Annotated in this window: 11 protein-coding genes and 1 pseudogene; 8 read left to right on the top strand and 4 right to left on the bottom strand. The window is 73.3% G+C overall.

The window, feature by feature from the left end:
* The 4 genes from ACFZA0_RS21930 to ACFZA0_RS21945 form a co-directional block, all read right to left on the bottom strand.
* On the bottom strand, positions 1-1082 hold a 1082-nt coding region (locus ACFZA0_RS21930), incomplete at its 3' end, for a 2-oxoacid:acceptor oxidoreductase family protein (protein WP_391019507.1).
* Positions 1083-1694: 612 nt separating this feature from the next.
* Positions 1695-2354, bottom strand: a complete 660-nt coding sequence (locus ACFZA0_RS21935) for a LuxR C-terminal-related transcriptional regulator (RefSeq protein WP_391019510.1) — start codon at positions 2352-2354, stop codon at positions 1695-1697.
* A 277-nt stretch (positions 2355-2631) separates the two neighbouring features.
* Complete coding sequence (locus ACFZA0_RS21940; RefSeq protein WP_391019512.1) at positions 2632-4062, bottom strand: sensor domain-containing protein; 1431 nt, start codon at positions 4060-4062, stop codon at positions 2632-2634.
* Between the two features lie 298 nt (positions 4063-4360).
* Positions 4361-5548, bottom strand: a complete 1188-nt coding sequence (locus ACFZA0_RS21945) for a sensor domain-containing protein (protein WP_391019515.1) — start codon at positions 5546-5548, stop codon at positions 4361-4363.
* Positions 5549-5874: 326 nt separating this feature from the next.
* On the opposite strand from ACFZA0_RS21945, the gene ACFZA0_RS21950 reads away from it, so the two are divergent.
* The 8 genes and pseudogenes from ACFZA0_RS21950 to ACFZA0_RS21985 all read left to right on the top strand — a co-directional run bounded on the left by ACFZA0_RS21950 (position 5875) and on the right by ACFZA0_RS21985 (position 14272).
* A complete protein-coding gene (locus ACFZA0_RS21950; RefSeq protein ID WP_391019518.1) occupies positions 5875-6273 on the top strand; it encodes an NADH-quinone oxidoreductase subunit A in 399 nt (132 codons plus the stop codon).
* Positions 6264-7067, top strand: coding sequence for an NADH-quinone oxidoreductase subunit NuoB (locus tag ACFZA0_RS21955; RefSeq protein WP_391019520.1), 804 nt, complete (start codon positions 6264-6266; stop codon positions 7065-7067). The genes ACFZA0_RS21950 and ACFZA0_RS21955 overlap by 10 nt, the downstream gene beginning before the upstream one ends.
* A pseudogene (locus ACFZA0_RS21960) lies at positions 7064-8575 on the top strand (NADH-quinone oxidoreductase subunit C); the annotation flags it as partial. The gene ACFZA0_RS21955 and the pseudogene ACFZA0_RS21960, both read left to right, overlap by 4 nt.
* A 914-nt stretch (positions 8576-9489) precedes the next feature.
* Complete coding sequence (locus tag ACFZA0_RS21965) at positions 9490-10458, top strand: NADH-quinone oxidoreductase subunit H (RefSeq protein WP_391019523.1); 969 nt, start codon at positions 9490-9492, stop codon at positions 10456-10458.
* 1 nt (position 10459) lies between these two features.
* Positions 10460-11086 carry a 4Fe-4S binding protein gene (locus tag ACFZA0_RS21970; RefSeq protein ID WP_391019526.1) on the top strand — a complete coding sequence of 209 codons (627 nt, stop codon included), beginning with the start codon at positions 10460-10462 and terminating at the stop codon, positions 11084-11086.
* A 23-nt stretch (positions 11087-11109) separates the two neighbouring features.
* A complete protein-coding gene (locus tag ACFZA0_RS21975; RefSeq protein ID WP_391020259.1) occupies positions 11110-11874 on the top strand; it encodes an NADH-quinone oxidoreductase subunit J in 765 nt (254 codons plus the stop codon).
* Entirely contained in the window at positions 11874-12284 is a 411-nt protein-coding gene (gene nuoK, locus ACFZA0_RS21980; protein WP_391019529.1) for an NADH-quinone oxidoreductase subunit NuoK, read from the top strand. Before ACFZA0_RS21975 ends, nuoK begins: the two co-directional genes overlap by 1 nt.
* Positions 12281-14272, top strand: a complete 1992-nt coding sequence (locus ACFZA0_RS21985) for an NADH-quinone oxidoreductase subunit L (protein ID WP_391019531.1) — start codon at positions 12281-12283, stop codon at positions 14270-14272. Before nuoK ends, ACFZA0_RS21985 begins: the two co-directional genes overlap by 4 nt.
* Positions 14273-14275: the final 3 nt, after the last annotated feature.

Below are 14275 nucleotides of genomic sequence, written 5' to 3' on the forward strand. Positions count from 1 at the left end.
ACCAGCAACGGCAGTTCCAACGACACCGCCAGCCCGATGGTCTCCGACTTCAGCGCCACACCCGGCCCGGACGTCGTCGTCACCGCCAACGACCCACCGAACGCCGCACCCAGCGCCGCACCGATCCCCGCGATCTCGTCCTCCGCCTGGAAGGTCCGCACCCCGAAGTTCTTGTGCCGGCTCAGCTCGTGCAGGATGTCCGACGCCGGCGTGATCGGATACGACCCCAGATACAACGGCAGATCCGCCCGCCGCGCCGCCGCGACCAACCCGTACGACAACGCCAGGTTCCCCGAGATGTTGCGGTACGTACCCGCCGGGAACGCCGTCACCGCCGGCGCCACCTCGTAGGAGACCGCGAAATCCTCCGTCGTCTCCCCGAAGTTCCAACCCGCCCGGAAAGCAGCCAGATTCGCCTCCGCGATCTCCGGACGCCGCGCGAACTTCGTCCGCAAAAACTTCTCCGTGCCCTCCGTCGGCCGGTGGTACATCCACGACAGCAGACCCAGCGCGAACATGTTCTTGCTCCGCTCGGCCTCCTTGCGCGACAGACCGAACCCCGCCAGCGCCTCCACCGTCAACGTCGTCAACGGCACCCCGTGCACACGAAACGCGTCCAGCGACCCGTCCTCCAACGGCGACGCCTCGTAACCCACCTTCTGCATCGCACGCCGCGTGAACTCGTCCGTGTTCACGATGACTTCCGCACCCCGCGGCACATCCGCCACGTTCGCCCGCAACGCCGCCGGATTCATCGCCACCAACACGTCCGGAGCATCACCCGGCGTCAGAATGTCATGATCCGCGAAATGCAACTGGAACGACGACACCCCCGGCAACGTCCCCGCAGGCGCCCGGATCTCCGCCGGAAAATTCGGCAACGTCGACAAGTCGTTCCCGAACGACGCCGTCTCCGACGTGAACCGATCCCCCGTCAACTGCATCCCGTCACCCGAGTCACCCGCGAAGCGAATGATCACCCGGTCGAGGCGCCTGACGCCCTTCCCCCCGGCCGCTACGCGCTGCTCCCCCACGACGGCTCCGTCGGCCTGCTCCGCTGGGCTACTGACCTGGCTGGTCACGCTCTGGACCTCCTCCGAGGCGGCTGTTTTGTGGAGCCTTCCCGCAGACCTTCGCAGGATCAACCCTACGTCGGAAGGGGGCGCTCTCCCCGTGTCGCTCGCATGGTGGACCCGCCGTTGGGACGATCCGACGTACGTATGTGCCGGTTGATATGCCAGGTTCTGTCCGTGCCCGGCTCCGTCCCAGAAGACGCCGTCCGCTCCACCTCCGGTTCTGTGCCCGTGCGTGGTCGTGCCTGCCCGTGCCCGGCCGCCCCGTCCCGTCCCGGTCCGTCCCGGCCCGTGTCCGCCTGCCCGGCCCCGTCCGCCGTGCCCGCGGGCGCCGCCTGTCCGCGCCAGTCGGTTGTCTTCCCGTTCTCCGGGGCGTTCGTGCGTCCCGTGCGGCACTTTTCCCGTACTCCGCCACCTTCGCACCGTCCGGGGGACCCGGCGCCTTTTCGTACGGCCCCCTGGTCGTACGGCGGTCGCGGCCGGGCGGGCGGCCCGGTGGACGTACTGGTGTCCGAACCGTCGATCACGCCTGCGACCGGCGAAGTACCCGAACGGGGTCCCCGCCGGACGGGCATACGAGGCTCCGCGGAAGGGGCGGGGACCTGCCGGGCCCCCGCCGGTTCAGGAGTTGAGGTAGGTCAGGACGGCCAGCACCCGGCGGTGGTCCCCGACGCTCTGCGCCAGGCCCAGCTTCAGGAAGATGTTGCTCACGTGCTTCTCGACCGCGCCGTCGCTCACCACGAGCTGGCGCGCGATCGCCGAGTTGGTCCGCCCCTCGGCCATCAGCCCGAGCACCTCGCGCTCCCTCGGAGTGAGCGCCGCCAGGACGTCCTGCTTGCGGCTGCGCCCCAGCAACTGCGCGACCACCTCCGGGTCGAGGGCCGTACCGCCCCGCGCCACCCGGACCACGGCGTCCACGAACTCGCGCACCTCGGCGACCCGGTCCTTGAGCAGGTAGCCGACGCCGTGCGTGGAACCCGCGAGGAGTTCGGTGGCGTACCGCTCCTCCACGTACTGGGACAGCACCAGCACCCCGAGCCCCGGGTGCGACTTGCGCAACTGCACCGCCGCGCGGACCCCTTCGTCGGTGTGCGTCGGCGGCATCCGTACGTCCGCGACGACGACGTCCGGCAGCGCGTTCTGCCCGTCCAGGTCGGTGATCGTCTTGATCAGCGCGTCGCCGTCGCCGACGCCGGCCACGACCTCGTGCCCGCGATCGGTCAGCAGCCGGGTCAGGCCCTCCCTGAGCAGCACTGAATCCTCGGCGATGACCACACGCACTCTGTCCTCCACTGTTCTTCGGCCCCCCACAAGCCCCGGTCGCCGCGACCCGGGCCGGCCCCTGTTCCGCCCCGCGACGGTTCCCGCCGTCGCGCCCCCGCGGCCGCCGCGGTCGTCGTGTCGCGGTCCCGCCCGTACGGCGGGTACCGGGCGACAGCATTCCAGGATTCGCCGCGCCGTGCGCCGGGCCGGGAGCGGAAGCAGGGGGAACAGGCCGTTCCGGCCGTCCCGCCCCGGGGTCGGGGCGGGACGGCCGGAACGGCCCGCGTGCGTTCGTTCAGCCGCGCCAGGGGAGTTCGGCCGTCACCTTGGTGGGTCCGCCCGCGGGGGAGTCCACGACGAGGATGCCGTCCACCGCGTCGAGCCGCTCCGCGAGTCCCGCGAGTCCGGAACCCGCGGTGACGTCCGCGCCGCCGGTCCCGTCGTCCACGACCTGGAGCATCAGCCGGTTCTCCGCCCGCCACACGTCGACCGACGCGGAGCGCGCGCCGCTGTGCTTGCTGATGTTCTGGAGCAGCTCCGAGACCGTGAAGTAGGCGATGCCCTCGATCGCCGCGGCCGGCCGCCGCGCCAGGTCCACCTCCACCGTCACCGGCACCGTGCAGCGCGACGCGACCGACGACAGCGCCGCGTCGAGTCCGCGGTCGGTGAGCACGGCCGGGTGGATGCCGCGGGCCAGGTCGCGCAGTTCCTTCAGGGCCGTCTTCACCTCGCCGTGCGCCTCGTCGACCATCCGCGCGGCGACCTCGGGGTCCTCCGACAGCTTCTCCCTGGCGAGTCCCAGGTCCATGGCCAGCGCCACCAGGCGGGCCTGCGCGCCGTCGTGCAGGTCGCGCTCGATGCGCCGCAGGTCGGCCGCCGCCGTGTCCACCACGACACCCCGGTCCGACTCCAGCTCGACGACCCGGGTCGCGAGCCGCGAGGGACCCAGCAGGCCGTGCACCATCACGCGGTCCACCGTGGTCAGCGCCCGCACGATCCACGGCGTGGCCAGCGTGAACAGCAGTCCGACCAGGGCGGTCACCGTGATCTCGAACGGGTTGTTCAGGTAGACGCTGTGGGTCTCGTCGCCGTAGAGCTGGAGACCGTCCTGCCCGCCGTACATGGGGAACACCCAGAACCACAGCGGGTACGTCAGCAGCGACCAGCCGGTGCTCCAGAGGGTCACCGAGACCACGAACGAGAACACCGCCCACGGGAACTGGAGCACCGCGTACAGCAGCGCCCGCCACGACGCCCCGCTCTTGAGCACCGTGCCCGTCCACGCCACCACGCCGTGCTTGCGCACCCGCAGGGGCGCGGGCGGCGCCACGTCCAGACCGAGCAGCCCGCGTGCCCGCGCCCGCTCCAGCGCGCCGAAGCCGCGGCAGCCGGCCAGCGCCGCCGCGAGCACGGGGATGCCGAGGAGCGTCACCAGCAGACCGGCGCCGAGCGACACGGTCGTCACGGCGTACGTGAACAGCAGGATGCCCAGCGGCAGTCCCAGCAGCACGTACCCGAACTCCCGCCAGGTCCGGCCGGCGAACGGCGCCCGCAGCACGGCCGGCACCCGGTGCCCGGGGCCGTCGAAGCCGTCCGGCCCGTCGTAGCGGTCGTAGCGGTCGTAGGTGCTGTGAGGGTCGGGGCGGCCGGCGTCGGTGTCGCCGTGGTGCCGGTACGACCGGCCGTCGCGGCCCTGTCCCTGCCCGTACCCGTACTCCGTGATCATCGACGTCGTCCCGTCTTCTCTTCCGGTCGTCCGGTGCCCGCCGGTCGCTTCTGACCGGCCTCGCCTCGTCCTCCACCACACTGCTCCCGCGCGGGCCCCGGGACCATGGAGGCCGTGGGTGTCCCGACCCGGGGGATTTCCCCACCCCCCGGACACCGGCGGCCCCCGCCGCGGCCGGTTCGCGCGCCGCCCCGGGGCCCCCGCACGTGCGGCGGGGGCCCCGGGGCGGCGGGTACGCGGGTGTGCGGGCGGGGCCGGCCGGTGGGTGAGGCCGGCGGGCCGGTGCGTGCCCGGAGGTCTACGCCTCCTGGCGGGAACGCCAGGGCAGTTCCGCCGTGATGACGGTCGGGCCGCCCGGCGGGGAGTCGACGACGAACAGGCCGTCGACGGCGTCCAGCCGCTCCGCGAGCCCCCGCATCCCCGTGCCGTCGCCCAGCCCGGCGCCGCCCCGGCCGTCGTCCGACACCTGGATCAGCAGGCGGTCGTCCGTCCGCCACACGTCGACCGACGCGGAGCGCGCCCCGCTGTGCTTGCTGATGTTCTGGAGCAGCTCGGAGACCGTGAAGTAGGCGATGCCCTCGATGGCGGCGGCGGGCCGCGCGTCCAGGTCGGCGGTGACCTTCACCGGCACCGTGCAGCGCGACGCGACCGACGACAGTGCCGCGTCGAGTCCGCGGTCGGTGAGCACGGCCGGGTGGATGCCGCGGGCCAGGTCCCGCAGCTCCTGCAACGCGAGCTTCACCTCGCCGTGCGCCTCCGCCACCATCAGCGCCGCCGTGTCGGGGTCCTCCAGCAGCTTCTCCTTCGCCAGCCCCAGCCCCATGGCCAGCGCCACCAGACGGGCCTGCGCGCCGTCGTGCAGGTCGCGCTCGATGCGCCGCAGGTCGGCCGCCGCCGTGTCCACCACGACACCCCGGTCCGACTCCAACTCGGCGATGCGCCGCTCCAGTTCGTCCGACGGCGACAGCAGTCCGCGCACCATCGCGCGGTCCACGTTGGTCAGCCCGCGCGCCACGAACGGCAGTACCGGCCACAGCACGAACAGCGACGTCAGCGTCACGACGAAGGTGGCGATGCCCCACGGCAGCCGGATGACGTCGTACAGCATCGCGCGCCAGCCGACCGGGTCCTTCAGCGCCGTCCACAGCCGGGCGAAGAAACCGTCCCCGCTGTGCCGCCACAGCGGACTCGGCTCCTCGATCCGCAGCCCGAGCAGCATCCGCGCCCGCCCGCGTTCGAACCGCCCCATCTGCCGCGACCCGGACAACGCCAGCGCCAGCAACGGCAGTCCGACCACCGTGACGGTCAGCCCGGCACCGACGGAGAGCGTCGTCACCGCGTACACGAAGCCGACCAGCGTCACCGGCAGATTCGCCAGAAGGTGGGCGATCTCCCGCCAGGTGTGCGGATCGAAGGCGAAGCGGACCGGGGGCAGCCGGTCGCCCTCGGCGTCCCCGGGGTGCGGGGAGGGGATGGATACGGTCATGTGGGCCAGCGTGCCGTGCCGGAGGCCGCGACGCCATGCGGTCCGCCGCCCTCGGTCCCGGGGGAAAACCCCACCCCCACCCTTCACAGTGCGGCATGCTGCTTACGGCATCTTTAGCAGGCCCTAGACTCCCGTGCGTACAGATCGTCGAACAGCCGCGTACCGCCGAGTACAACCGAGTACAGCCGTTCACGCACGACCGCCGGGCCGCGGCGCACGGGCGCGGGCTCCGGGGGCGAGGGCCCGACGGGCGCGAGCCCGGGGCGGCGGCACGGCGCGGACGAGGTGGCGAGGCCGAGGTCAGGGAGCGAGGGCGAGGGGCGAAGATGCGGGACACCACTGAGGTCGTGGTCGCGGCGGACTACTTCAAGTCCTATTCGGTCGTCGGACTGCTCGCCGTCGTGGGCGTGCTCTTCGTCGCGGTGGCCTTCGGCGCGGGACGCCTGCTGCGCCCCGTCGTGCCCACCCCCGAGAAGCTCATGACGTACGAGTGCGGCGTCGACCCGGTCGGTGACGGCTGGGCACACACCCAGGTCCGGTACTACGTCTACGCGTACCTCTACGTCGTCTTCGCCGTCGACTCGGTGTTCCTCTTCCCCTGGGCGACGGTCTTCGCGGCCCACGGCTACGGGGCGACGACCCTCGTGGAGATGTTCCTCTTCCTCGGCTTCCTCGCCGTCGGACTGCTCTACGCCTACAAGAAGGGCGTCCTCACATGGACGTGACCCCCGCCGCCGCGACCGACCCCGTGACGGACCCCGTGACGGTGACGACGCCGGAGGGGAGTCCGGCCGGCCCGGTCCCGCTCGCCGATCCGGTCGCGCTGCCCGTGCCGAGGAAGCTCGGCGCGCTCGCCCGGCTCGCCCCGGAACCGATGAAGGTCGTCCTCAACTGGGGCCGCCGGTACTCGCTCTGGGTCTTCAACTTCGGTCTCGCCTGCTGCGCCATCGAGTTCATCGCCGCCTCCATGGCCCGGCACGACTTCATCCGGCTCGGCGTCATCCCGTTCGCCCCCGGACCGCGCCAGGCCGACCTGATGGTGGTGTCCGGCACGGTCACCGACAAGATGGCGCCCGCGGTGCGGCGGCTCTACGAGCAGATGCCCGAACCGAAGTACGTCATCTCCTTCGGCGCCTGCTCCAACTGCGGCGGCCCCTACTGGGACTCCTACTCGGTCACCAAGGGCGTCGACCAGATCATCCCCGTCGATGTGTACGTGCCCGGCTGCCCGCCGCGTCCGGAGGCACTGCTCCAGGGCATCCTGAAGCTCCAGGAGAAGATCGCCCGCGAGTCGCTGGGGGAGCGCTACGGGACGGACGGCACCGCCGGTGCGGGATCCGGCGCGGGATCCGCCGCGGATGCGGGCGCCGGTCGTCCGTCGGTGGCGGCGCTCCGGAGCGGGCTGGTCCGGCCGCCGGAGACGGGCACGGGTACGGGTACGGGTGCCTCGGGTGGGGCTGCGGGGGAGGCCGCCGGTTCCGGTTCCGGTGGCGGCGAAGGCCCGGAGGGTGACCGATGACCCTGGTCGGCTGGCTTCCCGCCCCCACCGAGGAACTGTTCGGCGCCGACGCCACCGCCGAGGAGGCGTACGGCCTCCTCACGGTCGACGTGCCGCCGGCCGCCTGGCTCACCGCCCTGCGCACCGCCCGCGACGACCTCGGCTGCACCTACTTCGACTGGCTGAGCGCGGTCGACGAACCCGGCACCGGCCTCCGCGTCTCGGCGCACGTCGTGGCCCTCGCCCCGGTACGCCGCCTCATGCTCCGCACGACCGTTCCGGAAGCAACTCCCTTGCTGCCGACGGCTGTTGACGTCTACGCCGGTGCCGCCTGGCACGAGCGCGAGACGCACGAGATGTTCGGCGTGGACTTCGACGGCCATCCTTCCCTCGACCACCTCCTCCTGCCCGAGGGCTTCGAGGGGCACCCGCTCCGCAAGGAGTTCGTACTGGCGGCCCGCGTCGCCAAGGCGTGGCCGGGCGCCAAGGAACCGGGGGAGTCGGCGGGCGAACACGGCGGCCCGCGCCGACGCCAGATGCTGCCCCCGGGCGTCCCCGACCCCAACGAATGGGGCCCCCTCAAGGGCCAGCTCCCCCCTGCCCCGTCCCGCCCGGCCCGAGCCGCGGGCGGCCGTACGGCGCCGGGTGCGGGGGACCGCCCGGTACGCCGCGCCCGTACGGCGTCCCAGGGTTCCACCAGCCAGAGTCCGGTCGCCACCGGCGACACGGCAACCCCCGCCACCGGGACAGAGCCGGACGCCACCGCCAACTCGGCCTCCACACAGCCCCGTTCCACCACCCCGCCCCGCAGCACGGGCGAGACCCCGGCCGACGGCACCACCCCGGGCACGGGCACACCCCCGGGCACGGCCACGCCCCCGGGCGACCCGGCTTCGGCGCCTGAGACCGCCCTGGGCGCTCCGGCTTCGCAGCCCGAGTCCCCGGGCACCTCGGCTTCGGCGCCCGAGAGCCCGGATGCCGCTGGGTCGGTGCGTCCTGCTGGCTCGCGGCGTTCTCGCAGTGCCTCGCAGGGTTCGGCCTCGCAGCGTGCGCAGTCTTCGGAGCCCGAGTCCCCGGGCGCTCCAGCTTCGGCGCCTGACGCCCCGGGCGCTCCGGCTTCGGAGCCCGAGTCCCCGGGCACCTCGGCTTCGGCGCCCGAGAGCCCGGATGCCGCCGGGTCGGTGCGTCCTGCTGGCTCGCGGCGTTCTCGCAGTGCCTCGCAGGGTTCTGCCTCGCAGCGTGCGCAGTCTTCGGAGCCCGAGTCCCCGGGCACCCCGGCTTCGGAGCCCGAGTCCCCGGATGCCGCCGGGCCGGTGCGCCCTGCTGGCTCGCAGCGTTCCCGCAGTGCCTCGGACGGGTCGGCCTCGCAGCGTGCGCAGACTCCGGCGGTGCGCCCCGATCGGCCCACTGCACAAGGCAGTTCGGACGCCCCCTGGCACCATGCCCGCCCCACCTTCGACACCCCGGAGCAGACGGACCCGGAGCCGGCCGCGCCGGACTCGGCCGCGCCGGAGCCCGAGGCATCGGCGCCCGACACGACGGAGTCGGACGCGTCGGAGCGGGCGGCCTCCGAGTCGCCGACGCGGCCCGAACCCGCCACCCCGCGCGGTGAGGCGGCCGCCTCCGAGGCCGACGGGCCTGGCGCGGATGCTTCCGGGCCTGACGCTTCGGAAGTTCCCGAGTCGGGCGCCCCGGGGCCGAGCGCTCCCGGGCCGGGCACTCCCGGGCCTGACGCCTCGGACGCACCCGGGACCGACGTACCCGCGTCGCCGGTCCTTCCGGCGGTGGACGCCCCCGAGCCCGGCGCTGTCGCCGACCCGGCGGACTCCGCGGGCCCGCGGCGTTCTCGCCGTGCCTCGGAGGGTTCGGCCTCGGCGGGCGCCGAAGCTCCCGCGACGCCGCCCGAACCGCCCGCCCCGGTGGGCGGCTCCGCCTACCCGGACCGGTCGGTACCGGCGGAATCTGAGTCGGAGTCGGGCTCGGAACAGCCGGCGTCGGCACCGCCCGCCGCGCCGGACCCGAAGCCCGCGAAGCCGGAAGCTCCCACCTCCGAGGCGGACCTCTCCGAGTCGGACACCCCTGAGTCCGACGCCGCCGCCGACCCGACGGCTCCCGCCGAACCGAGCCGTACCCACGATGCCGCGGACCGGCCGACCCCGGACCCCTCGGCCACTGACCGTCCGAACCCGGACAGTCCCGCCGGGCAACGTCACGACGCGGAACCGGCGTCCACGGACGAGCCCCGCGTCGCGGAGCCGCAGTCGGCCGAGCACCCCGCGGGTGAACCGTCCACGGAAGACCCGGATCCCCCCGCCGAGGACCCGGAAGTTCCGGCGGTCCCGGAGGATCCGCCCGCCGGTCCGGTCCCGAACCCAGCCCCCGGCAAGCCCGCCCCCCGCGCCCCCGGCGCGCCCCCCACCCCCGAAGACCCAGGAGGCACGCAGTGAACGACGTGCTCGACGTCGCCCTGCGACTCCTGATCGTCTTCGTCGCCTTCCTCGTGCTCCCCCTGGTCGTCGGCCAGACCGAGCACAAGGTGATGGCGCACATGCAGGGCCGCCTCGGCCCCATGTACGCGGGCGGCTTCCACGGCTGGGCCCAACTCGTCGCCGACGGTGTGAAGTTCGCGCAGAAGGAGGACGTCGTCCCGGCGGACGCCGACCGCCGCGTCTTCCAACTCGCCCCAGCCGTCGCCCTGCTCCCGTACCTCCTCGTACTGCTCGCCGTACCGATCGGACCGGGTGACGGCGCCGTCGGACAGGTCGTCGACGCGGGCGTCTTCTTCGTCCTCGCCGTGATGGGTGTCGGTGTCCTCGGTTCGCTGATGGCGGGATGGGCGTCCGCCAACAAGTTCTCCTTGCTGGGCGGCCTGCGCACCGCCGCCCAACTCCTCGCCTACGAACTGCCGATGCTGCTCGCCGCCGCCTCGGTCACCATGGCCGCCGGCACGGTCTCGCTGCCCGGCATCGTGGGCGCGTTCCACTGGTGGTGGCTGCCCTGGCAGATCGTCGGCGGGATCGTGTTCTTCGTCGCCGGACTCGCCGAACTCCAGCGCCCGCCCTTCGACATGCCGGTCGCCGACTCGGAGATCATCTTCGGCGCCTACACCGAGTACACCGGGCTGCGCTTCGCGTTGTTCCTCCTCGCCGAGTACGCGGGGATCGTCGTCCTGTGCGGCCTGACCACCGTCCTCTTCCTCGGCGGCTGGCACGGGCCGTGGGGTGCCGACGGCCTCGGCTGGCTCTGGACCCTGGTGAAGACCGCGGTCCTCGCCTTCGTCGTCATCTGGCTGCGCGTCACCTACCCCCGCCTTCGCGAGGACCAGCTCCAGAAGCTGTCCTGGACCCTCCTCGTGCCCCTCGCCCTCGCCCAGATCGCCCTCACCGGCGTCGTCAAGGTGGTGATCTCCTGACATGGCTCCCATCCCCGGCTCCGGCCTGGCCAAGGGACTGGCCGTCACCCTGCGCACGATGACGAGGAAGACGGTCACCGAGCAGTACCCGGACGTCCAGCCCGACCTTCCGCCCCGCACCCGCGGAGTCATCGGCCTGTTCGAGGAGAACTGCACGGTCTGCATGCTCTGCGCCCGCGAGTGCCCCGACTGGTGCATCTACATCGACTCCCACAAGGAGACGGTCCCGCCCGCCGCCCCCGGCGGACGCGAACGCAGCCGCAACGTCCTCGACCGCTTCGCCATCGACTTCTCCCTCTGCATGTACTGCGGTATCTGCATCGAGGTCTGTCCTTTCGACGCCCTGTTCTGGTCACCGGAGTTCGAGTACGCGGAGACCGACATACGCGAGCTCACCCACGAGCGGGACAAGCTCCGCGAGTGGATGTGGACCGTGCCGGCCCCGCCCGCCCTCGACCCCGCCGCGGAGGAGCCCAAGGAGATCGCCGCCGCCCGCAAGACCGCCGACAAGCTCGCGGCCGTGCGCGCCGCCGACACCGCCCCGGACACGGGCACGGGCACGGGCAACGGCGCCGACCAGGGCCCCGGCTCCGGCTCCGGCTCCGGCACAGGGGAGGGAGACGCGTGACCCCCGGCTCCGCCCTCACGCCCCTGCTGACCACCGCGGCCGGCAACGGCACCGCACCCCACGGCTTCCTCTCCCCGAACGGCGTCGAGATCGCCTTCCTGCTGGTCGGCCTGGTCACCTTCGGCGCCGCGCTGGTCACGGTCACCACCCGCCAACTCGTCCACGCCGCCCTGTGGCTGGTCGTCGCCCTCGGCGGCCTCGCCGTCGAGTACCTGCTGCTCACCGCCGAGTTCATCGCCTGGGTACAGGTCCTCATCTACGTCGGATCCGTCGTCGTCCTCCTTCTGTTCGGGCTGATGCTCACCAAGGCGCCCATCGGGCGTTCCCTGGACGCCGACTCCGCCAACCGCTGGGCCGCCCTCACCATCGCCGTCGCCGCCGCGGCCGCCCTGGTCTGGGTGGTCGTGGACGCCTTCCGCGCCACGTGGATCGACCTGGACGGAGCCGCCGCCGACGGCGCCGGCTCCACCCGGGTGACCGGCGAGAGCCTCTTCCAGCACTGGGTCCTTCCGTTCGAGGCGCTGTCCGTCCTCCTCCTGGCCGCACTGGTGGGCGCCATCGTGCTGTCCCGCAAGGCCGTGACCACCCCGCCCGCCGCCCCGGCCACCACCACCGCGGACCGCACCAACGGCCCGGCCGCATCCGCCCGTCCGGCCGCATCCGCCGGCCCGGCCACGCCCCCCGGCCGGACCCCCGCCCCCGGCCCCGTCGCGTCCGCCACGCCCGCCGCGTCCGGCGCGGACCCGGCCCCCTCGACCCCCGAGCCCTCCGACGGAGGTGACCGCTGATGCACCTCGTCTATCCCGCCGTGCTCGCCGCCCTCCTCTTCTGCACCGGGCTCTACGGAGTGCTCGCCCGCCGCAACGCCATCCTGGTGCTGATGTCGGTCGAGCTGATGCTCAACGCCGTCAACCTGAACCTCGTCGCCTTCGACGCCTGGCTCAGCCGGACCTCCGAGGAGACCCTGCACTCCGGCCAGGCCCTCACCCTGTTCACCATCGCCATCGCCGCCGCCGAGATCGGCATCGGCCTGGCGATCGTCCTCGCCGTGCACCGCAATCGCGGTACCGCCGACATCGACCGCCTCCGCGACACCGCCGAGCGTCCCGAGGACGACGACCCCGACGACGACCCCGGGACCGACGGCCCCGGCAGCGACGACGCCCCCGCGGCCGAGAAGGCTGAGGCCACCGCGTGACCACGACCACCCTCGCCGTCCTCGTCCCCCTCCTGCCGTTCCTGGGCGCCGCGGCCGGACTGCTCCTGGGCCGCACCGCGCCGGGGTTCGTCCGCCCCCTCGCCGTCCTGCCGCCGCTCGCGGCGCTCGTCGTCGCCGTGTTCGTCGCCGTCCGCCAGGGCGGCGGCCAGGCCGTCGACGCGGCCACCGAACTGACGCCCACCGGCTCGGTCCCCGTCGAACTCGCCCTGCACATCGACGGCTTCGCCGCCCTCGTCGCCGTCCTGGTCGGCGTCGTCTCCGTCTGCGTGCAGATCTACTCGACGGGCTACCTGCGCGACGACCCGCGCTACGCCTCGTACGCCGCCCTCGTGTCCCTGTTCACCTCCGCGATGCTGCTCGTCGTCTACTCCGGCGACCTGATCGTGCTGCTGGTGGGCTGGGAGGTCATGGGCATCTGCTCCTACTTCCTGGTCGGCCACTACTGGGAGACACCCCAGGCCCGCGCCGCCTCCCTCAAGGCGTTCCTCGTCACGAAGCTCGGCGACGTCCCCTTCCTGATCGGTCTGTTCGCGCTCGCCACCGACGCGGGCTCGTTCCGGATCACCGCGATCCTCGACACCGTCGCGGGCGGCGGCCTGCACCACCCGACGCTGGTGGCGCTGCTGCTCCTGGCGGGCGTGGCCGGCAAGTCCGCGCAGTTCCCGCTGCACACCTGGCTCCCCGACGCGATGGCGGGCCCCACGCCCGTCTCCGCCCTGATCCACGCGGCGACGATGGTCGCCGCCGGTGTCTACTTCGTCGCCCGGCTCCTCCCCGTCTTCGAGGCGTCCGCCGCCGCGATGACCGTCCTCGCGGTGATGGCCGCCGTCACCATGGCGGGCTCCGCACTCGCGGCCCTCGCCCAGGACGACATCAAGCGGGTCCTCGCCTGCTCGACGATCGGTCAGCTCGGCTACATGACCGGCGCCCTGGCCGTCGGCGACCGCGAGGCCGCCGTCTTCCACCTCCTCACCCACGGCGCCTTCAAGGCGCTGCTGTTCCTCGCCGCCGGCGTGATCATCCACGCCGCCGGCACCAACTCGCTGGCCGCCATGTCCCGCATGGGCAAGCTCCGTTCGCGCATCCCCGACGCCTACTGGACGACGACCGTCGCGCTCCTCGCCCTCACCGCGATCCCGCCGTTCAGCGGGTTCTTCTCCAAGGAGGCCGTCCTCGGGGCCGCCGAGGAGGTCGCCACCGGTGACACCGCGCACGCGCCCGGCGCCGCCGGCTGGATCGTCCTCGTCGCCGGCCTGGTCACGGCCCTGCTCACCGCCGCCTACGCGACCCGCCTGTGGCTGCTGGCCTTCCACGGCCGCGGCCCCGAGGCACCCGACCACGGGAAGCAGCCCCTGGTGATGAACGGCGTCCTGTGGGTCCTCGCCCTGCCGTCCCTCGCCCTGGGCGCCGCCTACCGGGAACTCCCCGGCTGGTTCGACGGCGGCAGCCTGACCCCCGGCCTCGAAACGTCCATGATCGGCACGGGTGTCGCCCTCGTCGGCGTGATCGTCACCTACGGCGCCTGGCGCAGTTCGACCGCCCTCGCGGCCGAGTCCCCGCTCGGCGCCGTCGCCGCGCACCCGGAGGGCGACGCCGGTCTGGTCGAGGCCGAGGCCATCGCCAGCCACACCCCCGCGTACGGCGACGTGGCCTACGCACCCGACCCGGCCGACCCGGGACGCCTGCTGCTGGGGCCGCTCCACCGCCACGCTGCCGCCGGCTTCCACCTCGACGCCGTGTACTCGGCGCTGTTCGTCCGCCCGGTACTGGGCGCCGCCAGGATCGTCCGGTTCCTGGACCGGGAGGTCGTCGACACCTACGTACGCGGTGCCGCCGCCCTGCCCCGGCTGCTGGGCGCCGCCGTGCGCCGCGCCCAGACCGGCAATGTGCAGACCTATGTGAGCGCGCTGCTCGCCGGCACCGTCGTCCTGGTGGTCGCCGCCGTCCTCGTCGCCACGGGAGCGTGAGCA

It is taken from the genome of Streptomyces sp. NPDC008150 (genome assembly GCF_042956945.1).
Taxonomy (GTDB): Bacteria; Actinomycetota; Actinomycetes; order Streptomycetales; family Streptomycetaceae; genus Streptomyces.

Coding starts and splice junctions, on each gene's coding strand:
- ACFZA0_RS21950 (WP_391019518.1), top strand. CDS start 5,875: ATGCGGGACACCACTGAGGTCGTGGTCGCGGCGGACTACTTCAAGTCC.
- ACFZA0_RS21970 (WP_391019526.1), top strand. CDS start 10,460: ATGGCTCCCATCCCCGGCTCCGGCCTGGCCAAGGGACTGGCCGTCACC.
- nuoK (WP_391019529.1), top strand. CDS start 11,874: ATGCACCTCGTCTATCCCGCCGTGCTCGCCGCCCTCCTCTTCTGCACC.
- ACFZA0_RS21955 (WP_391019520.1), top strand. CDS start 6,264: ATGGACGTGACCCCCGCCGCCGCGACCGACCCCGTGACGGACCCCGTG.
- ACFZA0_RS21945 (WP_391019515.1), bottom strand. CDS start 5,548: ATGACCGTATCCATCCCCTCCCCGCACCCCGGGGACGCCGAGGGCGAC.
- ACFZA0_RS21940 (WP_391019512.1), bottom strand. CDS start 4,062: ATGATCACGGAGTACGGGTACGGGCAGGGACAGGGCCGCGACGGCCGG.